This is a genomic window from Actinomadura barringtoniae (assembly GCF_017573505.1).
GTDB lineage: Bacteria > Actinomycetota > Actinomycetes > Streptosporangiales > Streptosporangiaceae > Spirillospora > Spirillospora barringtoniae.
The window spans coordinates 170,735-188,698 of sequence record NZ_JAGEOJ010000025.1 but is presented as its reverse complement, the minus strand read 5'-3'; the positions used below and the strand labels follow the sequence as shown (position 1 = coordinate 188,698).

The following is a 17,964-nucleotide window of genomic DNA, read 5'->3' as shown; positions in this document are numbered from 1 at the left end:
GAAGACCCCTATGGGCCCCTCACAACCAACCGGGATCACGCTTCCGGCCGGGAAGTTCTACTCCTATGCGCCCAGCACCGTGGAGGAGGGGAACACGCGCCACGTCTTCTATTGCGGCAACACGGTCAGCGGCGTGTTCCACGACAACGTCATGGTGAGCGTCGGCACCAAGACCAACGGCACCTGGGCCTACACCACGCCGCGGGTCGCCTTCGGCCCGAGTCAGTCCGTGGGCTGGGCCAACTATCACACGTGTGATCCCGAGGTACTGCGCGGCGCGTTCACCTGGAACGGCCACACCTATCCATGGGCGATCTTCTTCACCGCTTTCGGTTGCGCGACCCAGGATTCCGCGTGCGCCGGCACCGACAAGGCGTCGCCGAACCAGCTCGGCGTCGCCTTCAGTGACTCCCTGGACGCCTCCCCCTCGGACTGGAAGATCTATCCGACGCCCCTGATCTCATACGACAGCGAGTTCGGCGGTAGGTGCGCGACGAGCGACTACTGCGTCGGCCAGCCCTCGGCGACCTCGATCAACGGTGCCGGCCAGTTCCTTCTCTTCTACCAAGGCAAGGGCGGCTTCGTGCGCCGTCAGGTCGACCTCTCGGACGCCACCAAGCCCGTCATCGGTGACCCGCTGGTGCTGAAGCAGGACGGCCTGCCGAGCTATCTCCACAACGCCTCGCTCGTCTACTCGACCGAGCAGAAGCGTTTCTACATGTCCTACAACTCGGGAGCGTGGAACGTCGTCAAGAACGGCCCGCCGGTGCAGACCGACACCGTCATCGCCTCCTGCGACAACGACCTCGTCTGGAAGGGGGACGGCGTGTGGAAGACGGAGGACACGATCAGCGGCGCCCATTCCACCCACGTCTTCAACCACAACTCGGGAATCGTCCGGAATCCCTACGGCATGGCGGTGTCCACCTCACTCGACGTGATTCACACGGTCGCCGACACCCACTACTCCGATGGCACTTTCGGCGAGTGGACCTACCGGCTCTGGACCAACACCTACACGCCCGAGGCGACCGCGCAGGTCCGGACCCGCTAGTCACTCGCTAGTCGTCGGCGGCGTGTTTGCCGTTGGGCTTGAGCGGCGGCACGATGCGGGCGGCGCGTGAGGCGCCTCTGGGCAGGGCGTGGCGGGCCCTCGACGGGCCCGCCGCGCCGGGCGGGCGTGTGGCCTCGGGGTCGGGGATGGGGGCCGGGGACGGCTGGTCCCTCGGGGCTTCCTCGTCCTCGGTGGCCTCGGGAGTGTCACGCTCCAGTTCGGCGGCTTGCGATTCCTGCTCGCGCAGGTACTCCTCGAACTCCATCGAGTGCGCGGTGGGGAGGGTGATGATGCCCGGGTTGGCGTCCACCAGGAGGATGCGGCGGCCTGCGGCGCCGGCGTGGGTGAAGACCATCGCGGTGGGCGGGAGCTCTTGCAGTTGGGGTGCCTCGATGGCCAGTTCGCGGAAGCGCTGGCGGGCGTCGGTGGCGGGGATCGTACGGCCCCAGGCGGTCGAGCTGATGCCCTCGACCAGGGCGGTGTCGTCGGAGGCGGGGGCGGGGAGCGCGGACCAGACGGGGTCGGTCAGCTCGTTCCCGCGCACGCGGGCGAACGCGACGGTGCTGGCGTAGCTCTCGCCCGCGACGTCGGAGAGGGTCTCGCCGGCGGAGTCGGTGATCTCGGCGACGAGGAGGCGCTGGTCGGTGCCGATGTGCTCGGCGGCGATCCGGGCGTCGTCGGGGTTGCCCAGGCGCATGAAGCCGACGGCGGCGTGCCCGCGGCGGCCCAGGCGCTCGCGTACGTGCTCGGGGATCGAGCGGTACATCAGGACCAGGCCGGTGCCGGTCGCCTCGCAGGCGTCGATCAGGCGGTCCAGGACGTCGCCGCGCAGCTTCTCCGCGCCGCAGAGGAAGAGGGTGTGGTCCCAGCGGCCGGCGGGCGGCGACTCGCGGATCCGGTGGGTGAGGGCGGTCGTGACGTACGTGCCGAGGACGCGGTTGGTGAGGACGCCTGCCCGGCGGTCCATGGACACGACGTGCAGGCGGGAGGGCGGGAGGCGTACGGGCTCGGTGGCGAGGCGCTCCAGCTTGCGGAGCTGGGCCTCCAGGGCCCAGGCGCGGCGTACGACGATGCGGTCGGTGGCGTCGCGGCCGAAGAGCGTGGCGATCCGTTCGAGCTGGTCGTCGGTGAGCAGGCCGCGGCGCAGGTCGTCGCGCGGGTCGCCGACCTGGGCGAGCACCCGGAGCGCGGCGGTGATCTGCGGGATCGTCGCGTCGTTGCCGAGCACGTCGATGATCCGCTCGAGGATGGAGTTGTCGAACGACAGGTCGCGCGTGCTGCCCTGCTCCTCGCCCGCGCTGACCACCAGGGACAGGACGTCGGCGAGGGCCTCGGGGCCGATCCCCTTGGTCGCGTCCAGGCGCGGCAGGTCGGCGGGCAGGACCCAGACGAGGGGGTCGTCGCCGCGGTCGGCGGCGAGGCGCAGGAGGTCGTGCGCGACCGCGCCCTCGGACAGGTCGATCACGGTGACCCTGGCGCCGACCGCGAGCCGCGCGGCGCCCATCGTCGTCACGGTCGCCGCCCAGCCCGCGAGCGTGCCGCCGACGACGTCCACCCGGTCGACGCCGGGCGGGACGGCCACCGGGTACCACTCGCGCTGGCTCTCGAACGCGCGGCGGCGGCGTTCCCAGTCGCGGTAGGCGGCCTCGTGCTCCTTTTCGGCCGCGTCGCGTTCGCGGCGCTTGGCGGCCCGTTCACGCTCGCCGACCTCGCGCGCCTGGTCCAGCCTCGCCCGTACGGCCCGCTCGTCCCTGCGCAGCGCCGAGCCGGTGATGGCCAGGACGACCCCGCAGGCCAGCAGGGCCACGCCCGCGAACGCCCAGGGAAGCACCCCGGCGATGCCGCACACGAGGAAGAGCGCCACTCCCACGCCGGTGCCCGCCGTCGCCATCCGCAGCGGCCGGACGGACATGTTCTCGGCCGGGGTGCGGAGCTCGGGAACGACCGGTGCCGGGGGCGCGGCGTCGCTCGGCTCCGGGCGGGCGGGGGCCGGGCCCGGATCGGTCTGTACCTGCGCGTAGCGCCAGCCGACATAGACGCGGTCAGCCTGGATCAGCCGCGCCATCGCCGAGCCGCTCGCCATGTCGGTCACTTCTGAGACCCCTGGGAGTTGCGAGATTGAAAGGAACGCCTGGGGGCTGGATTGGGTTGGTTTCCTACCCGGACAGAGTAAAGAGCTTCCGGGTGTGCTGCGCCACGTTCAACCGAACGCGCATGGTGATGACCGACTTGCTCCCCCAATTCGGTCACGGGGTTCACCTGCGGCAAAGATCGGACACCAAGGTCACCGGGCGTGGCCGGATCCGGCCACGCCCGGTGCAGGCATGTCTCAAATGGCGAGCCGAGCGGTCCTAAATCAGCGGACGTACGGCACGCCGCCCTTGGTCCACCGCAGGTCCGCCTCGTACATCACGCGCTTGAGCGGCTTCAGCGAGGCCGCGCCGTGGAAGACGATCCGCCACGCGCCACCGTCGTACAGCGCGTCCGCGCCGCCCGGACCGACGATCTTCCCGCCGAAGCCGGCCGTCGTCATCATCGGCTTGGCGCCCTTGGTGTACGGGCCGCCGAGCTTCGAGGCGATCGCGTAGCGCGTCTGGTAGTTGTCCTTGCTGAAGACACCGGCCGAGTAGAACAGCACGTACTTGCCGCGCCGCTTCACCAGGTCGGGCGCCTCGACGGTGTACGGCTCGGTCTTCAGCCGCAGGATCACCTTGTACGACTTGGTGAGCCGCTGGCCGTCCGCCGACACCTTGTGCAGGACGAGGTAGGACGGGCGCCACGGCTTCGCGCCGTTGTAGCCGACCTTGTAGAGCAGGTAGCGGCTGTTGCCCTCGGTGTAGCTCGCCGGGTCGATCAACTCGGCCTTGGCCTTAGCGTTCGTCGGGTCCTTGCAGACCAGCGGCTTGGCGGCGGGCTGGAAGGGTCCGAGCGGCGACGAGGCGACCGCGACGCCGATGCACTGGTGCTTCAGCGTCTTGTTGGCGGCGGCGTAGTAGAGCAGGTACTTGCCGTCCTTACGCCGCGACACGTCCGGCGCCCACGTCTTGCCCGTACGCGCCCAGGCGCCGAGCTTGGGCAGCCCGTCCGCACTCCGCAGAGTCCAGGGGCCGCGCGCCGAGGGGGCCGTCGCCACCGGCAGGTTCTTGCCGCCGGTGTTGGTGGCGTACGCGTAGTACGTCTTCCCGGCCTTGAGGATCTCGGGATCGGCGAAATTCTTACCGATCACCACCTTCGGCGACCCCGCGGCGGCCGCGGTCGCCGCGTCGGCCGACCCGGCCGCCCCGGTCCTCTGGGCCTTCGAATCAGACCCCGCCGTCACGGCGACGGCCGTTCCGGCGGAGGCGAGAACCGCGGCGGCGGCGAGGGGAACCGCGACGCGAGAGGAAACACGCATGAGTCTCTCCTGATCACGAACGGCGCCGAGCCCGGTACTGCGAGTTCGGCGCTGGGGGGAGCCACCGGCACGCGTGCGGGGAACGCGGAGGCCCGGAGCAGGCCCCGCGGAGGCGTGGATCAAGCTCGGGGGACGGTATCCCAGGCGTACCACGATCAACAACCGTTACCGGACAACCTGGACTTGCCGGTATCGTCCGAGATTGCCGGGCCCCAGGATCTAGGAGTGTGCGTGTCGCTCATCGGCTGGCCATTGATATGCCTGCTGGTCGCAGCGGCGCTGGTCGTGCTGGTCGGCACGGTCTGGGCCTGGCCCAAACTCGCCGGGCGCGGCGTCGGGATCGTGGTGGGCCGTCTGGGGCTGCTCGGCCTCTGCCAGGTGCTCGTGCTGCTGACGACCTTGTCGCTGGTCAACAAGCAGTTCGGCTTCTATGCGACGTGGGGCGAGCTGACCGGGATCGGTGGCGGCGGCGCCCCGGGCCCGGTGATCCAGAACAAGGGCAACGGCGGCGCGCTGGCGGGCGCGAAGCTGATCAAGCTCAAGCCGGAGTTCAACCTGGGCGGCGACCCCCGGCAGGACGGCGAGGTCGACACCGTCAACATCCGCGGGGCGCGGTCCGGCCTGCACGCCCACGGCTACGTCTACCTGCCCCCCGAGTACTTCCAGCCCGGCGGCGAGAAGAAGCACTTCCCGGTCGCCCTGGTGATGAGCGGCTACCCCGGCGCCGTGCGCAACCTGATCAGCCAGGTGAAGGTCCCGCAGACCGCCCGTACGGAGATCAAGGCCGGGCGCGTGAAGCCGACCATCTACGTGATGATGCGGCCGTCGCTCGCCGAGGGCCGCGACACCGAGTGCATGGACATCCCCGGCGGCCCGCAGGTCGCCACGTTCTTCTCCCAGGACCTGCCGGAGGCCGTCGCGGCCCAGTACCGGACGGCGACCTCGCGGAACGGCTGGGGCACGCTGGGCCTGTCCACGGGCGGCTACTGCTCGCTGAAGCTGGCCATGCGCTACTCCAACGTCTTCTCCGCGGCCGCGTCGATGTCGGGCTACTACGGTGCGATCAAGGACGTCACGACCGGTGACCTCTACGCGGGCAGCGACGCCGTACGGAACGAGAACGACCTGTTCTGGCGCCTGAAGAACCTCCCGCCGCCGCCCGTCTCGGTGCTCGTGACCACCAGCAAGGTCGGCGAGCAGAACAGGGTGGGCACCGACCGCTTCCTCTCCATGGTCAAGCCCCCGATGCAGGCGGCCTCGATCACGTTGGACAGCGGCGGCCACAACTTCGGAACGTGGAACAAGGTCCTGCCCCCGATCCTGCGCTGGATGAGCCAGCGACTCACCGCCTGACGGCGCCCCGGGCCAGGGTCGGGTATCGCGGTGAGGGTGGGAAATGGCGACGGAGGCCTCCGCGACCGCTTCGCTGCTCTGGTCACCGCCGTCGTGGCGGTGCTCGGCACCGCGCTGATCATCGCAGCGGCCTGCTCGGGCCCCGGCAAGCCCGTACGGCAGGACAAGGCCGCCGGCCCGCTCGCCTCGCTCGGCCCGCGGCTCGTACAGCAGCCGGGCGCCCCACCGGGCTCGCAGTCCGCCCCGCAGTCCGCCCCGCAGTCGGAGCCCACGCCGGTCGCACGGGCCGAACGCAGGCTCGACGACCGCCCGGCCAGGTATCCCCGGGCCGTTCGCCTGCATGACGGCCGGATCCTGGTCAGTGTGGCGAGCACCGGCGAGGACGACGGGGTCACCGAGCTGGCGCGCTTCTACGAGAGCACCGACGACGGCGCGAGCTTCCGGCCGGTGTCCGAGCTCCGCGACGAGCAGGCCACGGGCGGCCGTGGCGGCTGCTGCGGCAGCATGCTGGAGCTGCCCGGGCAGATGGGCGCCCAGCCCGCCGGAACGCTCCTGTGGGCGTGGACGGTCGGCATGAAGAACCACGCCCCGGGCCGCCGCGCCGAGCTGCGCGTCTGGCGGAGCACCGACGGCGGCCGCAGCTGGGGCTACCTGTCCAGCTGCGCGACGGCCCCGAACGGCACGCCCTGGGACCGCGGGCTGTGGGAGCCGGAGCTGTCCATCGACTCGCAGGGGCGCCTGGTCTGCTACTTCTCCGACGAGACCCAGCGCGGCCACGACCAGGTCATCGCCCAGACGATCTCCACCGACGGCGGCGCCACCTGGGGCGCGGTCACGACGGTCGTCGCGCTCGGCGGCGGCGCGCGGCCCGGCATGCCGGTCGTGCGGCGGCTGCCGAACGGGACGTACGTCATGTCGTACGAGGTCTGCGGGCGCAGCTCCGACGCCTGCCAGGTGCGCTACCGGACCTCGGCCGACGGCGTGAGCTGGGGTGACCCGGGCAACGGCGGGACCACCGTGCGCACCTCCGACGGCAAGTACCTCTTCCACGCGCCCACGATCACCTGGGTGCCCGGCGGCGGCCCCGACGGCCGCCTCCTGATGGTCGGCGGCCTCCTCCGCTCCTCCGACGGCAAGCTGTCCCGGCCCGCGAGCGGTTCGACCCTGCTGGTGAACGTGGACAACGCCCAGGGCCGCTGGTACGAGCAGCCCTCCCCGGTCTCCGTCTCGTTCTCCTCTAGGCCCGAGCACGACGAGGTCGTCTGCGACAACTACAGCTCCGCCCTCCTGCCGGTCGCCAACGGCCGCAGCCTGCTGGAGGTGGCCACCGAGGCCGACTCACATGGAACGTGCCGGGCCTCCTTCGCCACCAGCCCCCTGGACCTGACGCCGAAGCCCCCCAAGGCCGGCTCGTACCGCGTTCGCAACGCGAGCAGCGGCCTTTGCCTGGACGGCGTAGGGCCAGGCGACACCGTGCAGCAGTTGCCCTGCGACGACCGCCGTCCTCGTCAGAAGTGGACGATTTCCGGGGGCCCGAACATGCAACTCCGCAACGCCAAGACAGGTCGTTGCCTGGGAGGGGCCTGCCCCGGCCCGGGATGGGTTCTCACGCAGGTCTCCGAGGTCTACTACAAGATGACGGCCCCCACAGGGGCGGCCTGCATGCAAGCCTCAGGCTCCATCGCCGCCCAGTCCACCTGCACCGGCCGAGCCACCCAGCTATGGCGCCTGGAGCCCCGCTAACGGATGCTGCGGCAGGACGCGCCCGAACAGGTCCGGTAGCCGTCCAGCACGCCCTGGAGCTCGGTCTGCCGCGCGGGCGGCATCTGCGCCGCCAGGCTGCCCAGCTCGTACGGGTCCCGGCTCAGGTCGTAATACTCTCTGTCGCCATTCTCGTACTCAACATAAAGCTCCGAGGCGGTCCGCACCGCCGAATATGTCGGCGGATTACCGCCGTACTTCTTCGGCAGGTCGGGGTCGTACTTGTTGAACTTGGGCCCCAGATGCTCGATGAACGCGCTGATCCGCCAGTCAGGCACCTGCGCCCCATGCAACAACGGCACCAAGGACCGTCCATCGGTATTGGCGGGCGGCGTAAGCCCGGCAAGCTCCTCGAACGTGGGACACAAATCGGTGTTCTGCGCGAAGCGAGCCTCAGTAGTCCCCGGCTTCACTCCCGGCCCGGCCACGATCAGCGGCACCCGGATATCGGTGTCGTAGGCCGTGAGCTTCCCCTCTTCCAACCGGTGCTGCCCCAGGTGGTAGCCGTTGTCGGAGTTGAAGACGAAGTAGGTGTCGTTCCCCAGGCCCTTGGCGTCCACGGTCTGCTGCAGCCGCCCGATCATCCGGTCGACCGACTGCACGGCCCGCACCCGCTGCCGGTAGGCCTCGTCGATCGCCTTGATCTGCCGGGGCCGCAGCCGCGGATACTTGCGCAGCCATCCCGGCTTGTCACTGATGTCGGGCTCGTTGAATCCGGGCGTCCGAGGCGCCTTCAGATTGCCGAACGAATGCGAGTCCTCCGGCGCCGCAACGGCCGGCGAATGCGGCGAGAACGTCGACACCTCAAGCATGAACGGCTGACCCGCCGCCGCGGACCGGTTAACGAAGTCCACGCTCTTGTCCGACACAACGGTGTTCAGGTAATCCCCGGGCTTGCGCCCATGATGGGTGATCGTCCCGTTCCCGTTGAGGTCATAGTTGTACATGCCATAACCGAGCCCGGTGACCTGCCACTCGGTCCACCCGGGCGGCACATAGGTCCTCGTCGCACCCTGCCGCTGATTGGGCTCGTACCCGTTCAGGTACTTCCCCATCAGCGCGGTGTTGTAGCCCGCCTTCTGCAGCGCCACGGAGAACGTCTGCTGCTCGTTCCCGTTCGAGTTGAACACATCGAACCCGCCCGTAGGCGGATCGTTACTGCGCACACCCGTGTTGTGCGGATACTTGCCCGTCAGGATCGTCGCCCGCGAAGGGCAGCACAACGTATCGGCGACAAAGTAATTGGAGAACGTCATCCCCCGCTGCTGAAGCCGCTTGACGTTCGGCATGTACTTGACCAGATCCCAGTCCAGGTCATCGGTCAGCACATAGACGATGTTCGGCTTCTTGGCCTGAGCAGCCGTCACCCCGGGCTTCGGAGCCCCCTTACCGCCACCCCGCCGGTCCCCGCCCGAGGCTCCGCATCCCGCGAGCAACAGTACGGCGGCGGCGAACGCAGCCACCAACCGCCTCGGCCTCGCGCGGAGCATCACATACCTCTTCCGGCTAAACGGGGCCAACAAGACGAACGGGGCCGCCGACGTCAGCCTAAGGCATCCTCTCGGATGCCGACCTGGAGGGCGCCTTCGAGTCAAGGGCAGCCGCGCTCTGCTCACGAATGCGCGCCAGAGCCGCCTTCATCCGGGGCCGGAGCACCTTCTGCGAGGGAACCTCGACGAGGCGATAGACGATGTAGGCCGAAGGGAGCGCGACCGCGATGCACAGGCCGAGCAGCTGCCAGTCGGTGAGGTTGTCCCGGTAGAACTCCCACAGGACCCGCCCGATGGTCTCGTGCACTAGGTAGAGCGGGTAGGTCAGCGCGCCGAGCACCGTTCCGCCGCGCCAGCCCAGCCAGCTCAGCTTACGCGTGGCGACCAGCGCCATGATGAGGAACGCGAGGGTGACGCCGATCGGGATGGCGAGGTCGCGGCTCGGCGGCAGCTTCAGGTCGGGGTTGATGACGGTGGTGCGGTAGTAGGTCGCCATGGCCCAGCTGGCGAGCGTGATGAGCCCGAGCACCAGGTTCGGGCCGAAGCGCCACATCAGGTAGAACGCCATGCCCGCGACGAAGTACGGCGCCCAGATCGGGAACAGCATCACGATCAGGGGCTTGAAGTCGGACTCCTGCGCGAACAGGCCTGCCAGCAGCCAGGCCACCATGAAGGTCACACATCGGCGGTAGGTGATGCCCCGCCAGATGAGGAACGCGATCAGGATGTAGAAGTGCAGCTCCACCCAGAGCGTCCAGTAGACGCCCTCCATGGGCTGCGCTCCCACGCCTTCCTGAAGCATCGTGAGATTGGGCAGGAACGCGTCCAGCGGACCGCGCCCCTCGGGCCCGGGCGCGATCTGGCTCACGCCGGTCGTCGCCCACAGCACCAGGGCGAGCACGACGGCGAACCAGTAGGCCGGGAAGATGCGGACGATCCGGGACGCGGCGAACTGGTCCATCGTCCGGCCCCACGAGCTCATCAGGATGACGAAGCCGCTGATGAGGAAGAACAGATCGACCCCGAGGTTGCCGTACTGGGTGATCTGGCTGAGCCCGTGGAGCTTGTAGTAGTTCTCGGGGCCCCAGCCCGCGGAACGGGCGACGAAGTGATGCATCATCACCGCCGCCGCCGCGACGAAGCGGAGCGTGTCGAGCTCGCGCAGCCGCCCTTGGCCGCGCGGCTGCCGGGGCAGCAGATTCGGCAGTTCGGCGCTGGCGGTGGCCCCGCGTGACGGGACCGCCTCGGGCTGCAACGTTCCATGCGACGCCGGGGCAGCATGCGGCTGCGCGGCCGCATAAGGCTGCGCGGAGGCGCCATGCGATGCGGCTGCGTAGGGCTGTGCGGCCGTATGAGCCTGTGTGGGCCCATGCGGCTGGGCGGCCGTATGAGCCTGTGCGGGGCCATGTGGCTGCGCGAGCCCACCCTGCTGAGCAGCACCGGGTGGCTGGCCCGCGCCGGGCGGGTTCGCCCACCACGGGCCTGTCGCGTTCCCGCGGTCCTGGGGGTCGGGGTTACCTGGGCCGGAGGGCGGGGCCTCTGTGCTCATCGACCTGCTCCGGCTGGGGGGACTTTGAAGCCCTGGCTGCGGCGGCGCTCTCGGCGCTTGGTGACCAGGAGTTCGGCGGCCGTGTCGATGTCGCCGTCCCACACGACGCGGCCGTGCTCCATGAAGATGCCGCGGGTGCAGAGCTGACGCAGGAGGGTGACGTCGTGGGCGACGATGACCATCGTGCGGCCACTGTTCTTGTATTCGATGAGGCGTGCGATGCACTTCTCGCGGAAGAGGGGGTCGCCGACCGCGAGGACCTCGTCGATGAGGAAGACGTCCGGCTCGGTGTGGACGGCGATGGAGAACGCCAGGCGCATGAACATGCCGGAGGAGTAGAAGCGCACCGGCTGGTCGAGGAACTTGCCGATGTCGGCGAACTCCACGATGGAGTCGAACTTGCGCAGCGTTTCGGCACGGTCCATGCCGAGGATGGCGCCGTTCAGGAAGACGTTCTCGCGGCCGGTGAGGTCCGGGTGCAGACCGGCGCCGACCTCGATCAGGCCGGCCAGCCTGCCCCTCACTAGGGCGCGGCCCGTATCGGGCGGCAACACCCCCGAGATGACCTTCAGCAAGGTGCTCTTGCCGGAGCCGTTGACGCCCAGGAGTGCGACCGACTCGCCCACGTCCACGGTGGCCGAGACCTCGTCGAGCGCCACGAACTTCTCGCGGAGCTTCTCGCGCTTGAGGGCGCGAACGGTCATGGTCTTGATCGAGTGGGCGTGCCGCAGCGTGAACCGCTTGGTCACCGCGTCGATGACGATGGCTTCCGTCATGTCACAGCTCCTCGGCGAACCGGCGCTGGAGGTGGGCGAAGACCAGCTGCCCGCACACCAGCACGACCAGGCCGAACCCCAGCGAGACCAGGCCGTCCCGGGTGAGGTGCGGGGGGAACACGAAGGTCCGGTCGGTGGTCGGCCACCAGAAGGCGCGCTCGAACAGCAGCACCGCGTCCGCCAGCGGGTTGGCCAGGTAGAGGTCGAGCGCCCAGCCCGGCGAGGTGTCCCGCACCACGTGCCACGGATAGATCATCGGCACCGACCACGTGACGAACAGGGTGGCGATGTCCACGACCTTGTCCGTGTCGCGGTAGAAGACGTGCAGCGCCGAGCACATCAGGGCGAGCCCCATGCCGAGGACCGCCACCAGGGAGAAGCCGAGCGCCGCAGAACCGAGGGCCAGCATCGATGGGGACCAGCCCCAGGCGATCGCCACGCCCAGCACGATCGCCACCCCCGGGATCAGGTGGACGATCGAGACCAGCAGGGACGCGACCGGGAACAGCTCGCGCGGCAGGTAGACCTTCCGCACGAGCGGCGCGTTCCCGAGGATCGAGTGCGTCCCGTTGATCAGGGTCTCGTTGAAGAACGAGACCAGGATCAGCCCGGAGAACATGAAGATCGGGAAGTGCTGGACGTTCTTGCTCATCCCCAGGAAGATCCCGACGACGAAGAAGAACACCGAGAAGTGCGCGGCCGGCCGGACGTACGACCAGCCCATCCCGAGCAGGGACCCCTGGTAGCGGGAGCGCAGCTCGCGGCGGACGATCAGCCTGAGAAGGTAGCGGCGGCGCATGACGTCGCCGAGCCCGCCGCCCTTCCCAGGCTCGACCAGTTCGCCTGTGGCCGCGTCCCCCGACACCACCGTCATTTCTTGTCGGTCCTACTGGAGGACGCCGACTCGAACGTGGTGACCCACTCCTCCTGGGAGGTGAGCTGCGGCAGCGCGTCCCGGTACTCCTCGCTGAGCCTCGCCCAGTCCTTGCCGAGCTGGGTGTGCAGCGCGGAGGCGCGCTTGATCAGCGACCAGAACCGCTGCGGGTCGCGCTGGTACCAGGCGACCTTGGTGCCGTCCGCGGACGAGACCAGGGCGCTGTCGAACTTGGTCAGCAGCCACCAGGTCTGGTCGACGTGCGGCACGACCGCCTCGGGGTGGGTCTTCGGCAGCGAGGCGACGGGCCGCAACTGCCGCAGACCGCCGACGATCGCGGTCTGGAACATGGCGCGGCGGTTCCTCGGCGGCACCGCCTCACGGCCCTTGCGCGGCGGCTTGCGGCGCCGGACGGGCGGGAAGGCGTCAAGGTCGGACTCGGCGCGCGCGTCGGTATAGCCGGCGCGCAGATCGCGGAGCTCGCCCATCTTGGTGACGATGGACGGGTGCAGGTCGCCGGGGCCCTTCAGGGCGTCCTCGATGGCCATCAGCATCAGCTCGGCGGTGGAGTACTGCATCGCCAGCGCGTGCTTGACGGTGATGAACAGGCTCTCCTTGAGCATGTTGCCGCCGCGCTCGTACGGGGAGTACATGAGCGCGGTGATGACGCGGTTCCGCTCGGTGAAGTACGCCTGCCAGTCGGTCATGACGTCCTTGGAGTGCCACGGCACGTGCCAGACGGCGGCGCCGGGCAGGGAGACGGTCGGTACGCCGGCGGCCTTGGCGCGCAGGCCGTACTCGATGTCGTCCCACTTGATGAAGAACGGCAGGGACAGCCCGATCTTGCGGATGACCTCGACCGGGATGAGGCACATCCACCAGGCGTTGTACTCCACGTCGGCGCGGCGGTGCAGCCAGTCGGTGTGGCGCAGCGGGGCGTGGGCGAGGTCGTGCGAGAGGTGGGTGTGCGGGGCGGGGACCATCCACCAGCGGTACTTGGCGATGGACTCGCCGAAGACGTGCAGGACCGAACGGTTGTAGAGGTCCAGCATGTGACCGCCGACGATCATCGGGCCCTTGGCCAGGTCGGCGAAGGTGATGGCGCGCAGGACGCCCTCGGGCTCGAGGATGACGTCGTCGTCCAGCAGCAGCGCGTAGGTGCTGCGGCCGCTCTCGACGGTCTCGTGCATGACGCGGGCGAAGCCGCCCGAGCCGCCGAGGTTGGCCTGGTCGATGACGCGGAGCTTGTCGCCCAGCGAGGCGGCGGCCTCGGCGAAGTCCTCATGGTCCTCGATGCGGTCGGTGCCCTGGTCGACGACGAGGATCTCGTCGATGGAGTCCAGGACGTCGCCGGAGCCGGCGAGGGCGACGAGCTGCTCGACGCAGAACTTCGGCCGGTTGAACGTGGTGATGCCGACGGTGGCGGTGCCGCGGGCGACCGGGGTGTCGGCGCACCACTCGGCCTGCTCCAGAACGGCGGTGCGGCCGTCGGCGACGATGTCGAACCAGTACCAGCCGCCGTCGATGAACGGGGCGAGCGGCAGCTCAACGGTCTCCTCGACCGGGGTGTCGGAGTCGACGTGCAGGGACTTGATGCGTTCCAGGTGGCCCTTGCCGGTGGAACGGTAGATCAGGATGGTGGCCTCGCCGCGCACGCGGACGCGGAGGGTCACCTCGTCCACGGTGCTCCAGCGGCGCCAGTAGCTGGCCGGGAAGGCGTTGAAGTAGGTGCAGAACGACACCCGGGCGCCGGACGGGACGACGATGCTCCGCCGCCCGACGATCTCGGCGCTGTCCTCCTTGGTGGCCGGCCGGTAGGAGCCGCCGACCCGGGACTCGCCGGTCTGGGTCTGCTCCGCCAGCACCTGCTCGGCGGCGCTCTGCAGGTCGGCCGCCTTGCGGCCGAAGACCACGTTGCCGTCCACGTAGAGCTTCAGCACGTCGAAGTCCCGTTCGCCGGGCATCACGACGCGGTGCAGCACCCGCATCTGGTCGTCGGTCATTCGTCCATTCCTCCGCTCACGAGCTGCTCGCCCTGTGCGAAGTGGGGCCGCAGCCGGTTGTCGACCATGCTGAGAGCACTGGCGATCGCCATGTGCATGTCGAGGTACTTGTAGGTGCCGAGGCGGCCGCCGAACAGAACGCCGTCCTCGCGCTTGGCGAGCTCGCGGTAGGCGATCAGCTTCGCCCGGTCCTCGGGGGTGTTGATCGGGTAGTACGGCTCGTCGCCGCGGACCGCGAAGCGGGAGAACTCCCGCATGATCACGGTCTTGTCCGCCGGGTAGGCGGTCCGCTCGGGGTGGAAGTGCCGGAACTCGTGGATGCGCGTGTAGGGCACGTCCTCGTCGGCGTAGTTCATCACCGGGGTGCCCTGGAAGTCGCCGGTCGGCTTGACCTCCATCTCGAAGTCCAGCGTGCGCCATCCGAGCTCGCCCTCGGCGAAGTCGAAGTAGCGGTCGAGCGGCCCGGTGTAGACGACCGGCACGCGGCCGGCGAAGTCGTCGCGGACGTCGAAGTAGTCGGTGTTCAGCCGCACCTCGATGTTCGGGTGGTCGGCCATGCGCTCCAGCCAGGCGGTGTACCCGTCGACCGGAAGTCCCTCGTACTTGTCGTTGAAGTACCGGTTGTCGAAGGTGTAGCGCACCGGCAGCCGGGTGATGATCTCGGCGGGCAGGTTCTTGGGGTCGGTCTGCCACTGCTTGGCGGTGTAGCCCCGGATGAACGCCTCGTACAGCGGCCGCCCGATGAGGGAGATCGCCTTCTCCTCGAGGTTGGTCGCCTCGGTGATCTCGGCGGCCTGCTCGGCGACGAGGGCCCGCGCCTGGTCGGGGGTGTACGCCCGGCCGAAGTACTCGCAGATGGTCGCGAGGTTGATCGGCATCGAGTAGATGCGGTCCTTGAACGTCGTGTAGACCCGGTGCTGGTAGCCGGTGAACGCGGTGAACCTGTTCACGTACTCCCACACGCGCTCGTTCGAGGTGTGGAAGAGGTGGGCGCCGTAGCGGTGGATCTCGATGCCGGTCTCCGGCTCGGCCTCGCTGTAGGCGTTCCCGCCCAGGTGATCCCGGCGGTCCAGGACGAGCACTCTCAGTCCCAGCTCGGTCGCGCAGCGTTCCGCGACGGTCAGCCCGAAGAACCCGGAGCCGACCACGACAAGATCAACGTTCACAAGTTTCCTCAGGGGTGTCCGGGGAGCGACGGTGTGCGAGTGTCTGCCGTTCTCTCAGGGAACGCTCAGACTCAGGAGGGCACTGCGTCGATAAGATACCTGCACAATCAGCCCGGTGTGACCCGTTCGACATAGTCGGCCAGGTTTGACCGATGTGTCATCCGTGGGGACTTTTCAAGCGTCATTTCGTAGCATTTCGCTGCACTCAGTAACTCTCCGACAGGAGCAAAGGTGGCCACCGACCCTGCCCTCCCTTCCAAGAAGGTCTTCCTGCACATCGGCGCGCCCAAGAGCGGCACGACGTTCGTGCAGGGCGTGCTGTGGCGGAACGCAGGGGCCCTTTATGAGGCAGGGGTGCTGTTGCCGGGCGGCTCTTTCGCCGCGCATGTGAGCGCCACCCGGGATCTGCGCGGGCTGGTCCCCGAGGAGGACGATCCGTCCAACGACTGGACCGGTACGTGGGACAGGCTCGTGACGCAGATCACAGAATCCGAGGCCCACACCGCGGTGATCTCCAACGAGGTCATCTGCGCGGTCGACGCCGAGCAGGCCAGGCGGGCCGTCGAGTCGCTCGCGCCCGCCGAGGTGCACGTGATCTATTCGGCCCGCGACCTGGCCAGCCTCCTGCCCTCGGAGTGGCAGGAGTACGTCAAGCACCGCTTCCACTTCGACTTCGACCACTGGCTGCGCGAGGTCGTCGACGGTCCCCGCCACGAGGGCGCCGCGCAGTGGTTCTGGAAGGTCCACGACATCCCCGAGGTGCTGTCGCGCTGGACGGCGGTCATTCCGCCCGAGCGCGTCCACGTCGTCACCATGCCGCCGCCGGGGAGCCCGCACGAGCTGCTGTGGCAGCGGTTCGCGTCGGTCATCGGCGTCGACCCCGAGGTGGTCGACCTCTCCAAGTCCCGGGCGAACGCGTCGCTGAGCTGGACCGAGACCGAGCTGCTGCGGCGGGTGAACCACGCGCTGGACCCCGAGGTCCCGATGTGGCTCTACCACCGGCTCGTCACCGACGTTCTGGCGCTCAAGGTCATGCCGGGCCGCGGCGCGCCCGGCCGGGTGGCGCTGCCGCCGGACCGCCGCGAGTGGGCCGAGCAGGAGGCCCGGCGGCTGGTCAAGTCGGTCGAGGAGGCCGGCTACACGGTGACGGGCGACCTGGACGAGCTGCTCCCGGCTCCCCCGGCCGAGGGCCGCGGCGAGGGCACGCCGCCGAACGAGCGCGAGCTGCTGGACGCCTCGACGCACGCCATCCTCGGCCTGCTCGAACGGATCTCCATGCTCCGCGAGGAGATCGGCGACCTGAAGAGTGAGAAGGCCGAGCAGCGGCGTACGGCGCTGCCCAAGGTCATGGCGCGCCACCTCAGCGAGCGCAGCAAGGCCGTATGGAAGATGCGCGTCGGCTACTGGCACCTGATGGAACGCGTCCGTGGCATCGAGCCGCCCATGCCCGAGCTCGACGAGAACGGCGAGCTGATCGAGGACGAGGACCTGGGCCCCGCCCTGTCCACGCGGACCCAGCGGACCAGCTCGCCGCAGTCCAACGTTCCGCAGCCCGACGTTCAGCAGTCCAACGTTCAGCAGTCCGGCGTTCCGCAGCCCGACGTTCAGCAGCCCGCTCCGTGATGGGGCCGCGCGTCGTCGCCGCGGTGGTGACCTACAACCGGCGGGAGCTGCTGGCCGAGTCGCTCGCCGCGGTCGAGGCGCAGAGCCGCCGCCCGGACGCGGTCGTCGTGGTGGACAACGCCTCGTCCGACGGCACGCCGGATCTGGTCCGTGAACGCTTCGGCGACGTCGACCTGGTCGAGCTGGCCGCCAACACCGGCGGCGCGGGCGGGTTCGCGGTCGGCATCGACCGCGCGCTCGCGCTGGACGCCGACCTCATCTGGCTGATGGACGACGACACCGTTCCCGAGCCGGCCGCGCTGGAGTCCCTGCTCGACGCGCGCGAACGCGCCGAGGAGGCCCCGGCGCTGGTGGCCAGCAAGGTGGTCTGGACCGACGGCCGCGATCATCCGATGAACACCCCGCGCGTGAAGCCCGGGGCGACCCGGGACGAGCTGCGGATCGCCGCCTCGGTCGGCTGTTCGCCGGTCCGCTCGGCCTCGTTCGTGTCGATCATGGTGGAGGCGGCGGCGGTCCGGGAGCGCGGCGGGCCGATCGCGGACTACTTCCTGTGGAACGACGACTTCGAGTTCACCACCCGGCTGCTGCGCGGGCGCCTCGGGCTCTACTGCCCGGCCAGCGTCGTCGTCCACAAGACCAAGACCTTCGGCGGCACCGACGCCGACCCCGGCGACCGCTTCTACTTCGAGGTCCGCAACAAGGTCTGGCTGTTCACCCGCAGCCCCGGCCTGGCCCCGGTCGAGCGCTCGCTCTACGCCGCCTCGACAGTACGGCGCTGGACCCGTACGTTCGCCGGATCGAGCGACCGCGCGACGCTGCGCCGCGGTCTGCGCAAGGGCCTGTGGGACGGGGTGCGGCGGCGGCCGCGCCCGACCGGCGAGGTCCTGCGCGACCTCGGCGCCTCCGATCAGTGACCCGGGC

General features: G+C 69.4%; 13 protein-coding genes. 5 read left to right on the top strand and 8 right to left on the bottom strand.

Annotation, left to right across the window (positions count from 1 at the left end; genetic code table 11):
• Positions 1 to 1,054 (top strand): hypothetical protein (locus J4573_RS45200; RefSeq protein WP_208262540.1); only part of this gene is annotated, 1,054 nt, incomplete at its 5' end.
• 7 nt (positions 1,055 to 1,061) lie between these two features.
• Here J4573_RS45200 and J4573_RS45195 read toward each other — a convergent pair.
• Positions 1,062 to 3,137: a coiled-coil domain-containing protein gene (locus J4573_RS45195; RefSeq protein ID WP_208262563.1), complete on the bottom strand. Its 2,076-nt coding sequence runs from the start codon at positions 3,135 to 3,137 to the stop codon at positions 1,062 to 1,064.
• A 273-nt stretch (positions 3,138 to 3,410) separates the two neighbouring features.
• On the bottom strand, positions 3,411 to 4,448 hold the full coding sequence (locus tag J4573_RS45190) for a glycoside hydrolase family 43 protein (RefSeq protein WP_208262539.1): 1,038 nt from the start codon (positions 4,446 to 4,448) through the stop codon (positions 3,411 to 3,413).
• A 231-nt stretch (positions 4,449 to 4,679) separates the two neighbouring features.
• Between J4573_RS45190 and J4573_RS45185 the strand changes: the two genes are divergently transcribed.
• Positions 4,680 to 5,801, top strand: a complete 1,122-nt coding sequence (locus tag J4573_RS45185) for an alpha/beta hydrolase (protein ID WP_208262538.1) — start codon at positions 4,680 to 4,682, stop codon at positions 5,799 to 5,801.
• A 30-nt stretch (positions 5,802 to 5,831) separates the two neighbouring features.
• Positions 5,832 to 7,544 (top strand): RICIN domain-containing protein, encoded by a 1,713-nt coding sequence (locus J4573_RS56455; protein ID WP_208262537.1) that lies wholly within the window; start codon positions 5,832 to 5,834, stop codon positions 7,542 to 7,544.
• On the opposite strand, the gene J4573_RS45175 is transcribed toward J4573_RS56455, so the two are convergent.
• The 6 genes from J4573_RS45175 to glf form a co-directional block, all read right to left on the bottom strand.
• On the bottom strand, positions 7,541 to 9,025 hold the full coding sequence (locus tag J4573_RS45175; RefSeq protein WP_208262536.1) for a sulfatase family protein: 1,485 nt from the start codon (positions 9,023 to 9,025) through the stop codon (positions 7,541 to 7,543). The genes J4573_RS56455 and J4573_RS45175 overlap by 4 nt on opposite strands.
• 85 nt (positions 9,026 to 9,110) lie before the next feature.
• Positions 9,111 to 10,307: an acyltransferase family protein gene (locus J4573_RS45170; protein ID WP_208262535.1), complete on the bottom strand. Its 1,197-nt coding sequence runs from the start codon at positions 10,305 to 10,307 to the stop codon at positions 9,111 to 9,113.
• 290 nt (positions 10,308 to 10,597) lie between these two features.
• Entirely contained in the window at positions 10,598 to 11,377 is a 780-nt protein-coding gene (locus J4573_RS45165) for an ABC transporter ATP-binding protein (RefSeq protein WP_208262534.1), read from the bottom strand.
• Between the two features lies 1 nt (position 11,378).
• The gene (locus J4573_RS45160) at positions 11,379 to 12,251 is read right to left on the bottom strand and encodes an ABC transporter permease (protein ID WP_208262533.1); all 873 of its coding nucleotides are present in this window, start codon (positions 12,249 to 12,251) and stop codon (positions 11,379 to 11,381) included.
• A complete protein-coding gene (locus J4573_RS45155) occupies positions 12,248 to 14,254 on the bottom strand; it encodes a glycosyltransferase (protein WP_208262532.1) in 2,007 nt (668 codons plus the stop codon). The genes J4573_RS45160 and J4573_RS45155 overlap by 4 nt, the downstream gene beginning before the upstream one ends.
• Entirely contained in the window at positions 14,251 to 15,420 is a 1,170-nt protein-coding gene (gene glf / locus J4573_RS45150) for a UDP-galactopyranose mutase (RefSeq protein WP_208262531.1), read from the bottom strand. The genes J4573_RS45155 and glf overlap by 4 nt, the downstream gene beginning before the upstream one ends.
• A gap of 231 nt (positions 15,421 to 15,651) precedes the next feature.
• On the opposite strand from glf, the gene J4573_RS45145 reads away from it, so the two are divergent.
• Positions 15,652 to 17,043, top strand: a complete 1,392-nt coding sequence (locus tag J4573_RS45145) for a hypothetical protein (RefSeq protein WP_208262530.1) — start codon at positions 15,652 to 15,654, stop codon at positions 17,041 to 17,043.
• Positions 17,043 to 17,957, top strand: coding sequence for a glycosyltransferase family 2 protein (locus J4573_RS45140; protein ID WP_208262562.1), 915 nt, complete (start codon positions 17,043 to 17,045; stop codon positions 17,955 to 17,957). The genes J4573_RS45145 and J4573_RS45140 overlap by 1 nt, the downstream gene beginning before the upstream one ends.
• Positions 17,958 to 17,964 lie beyond the last annotated feature (7 nt).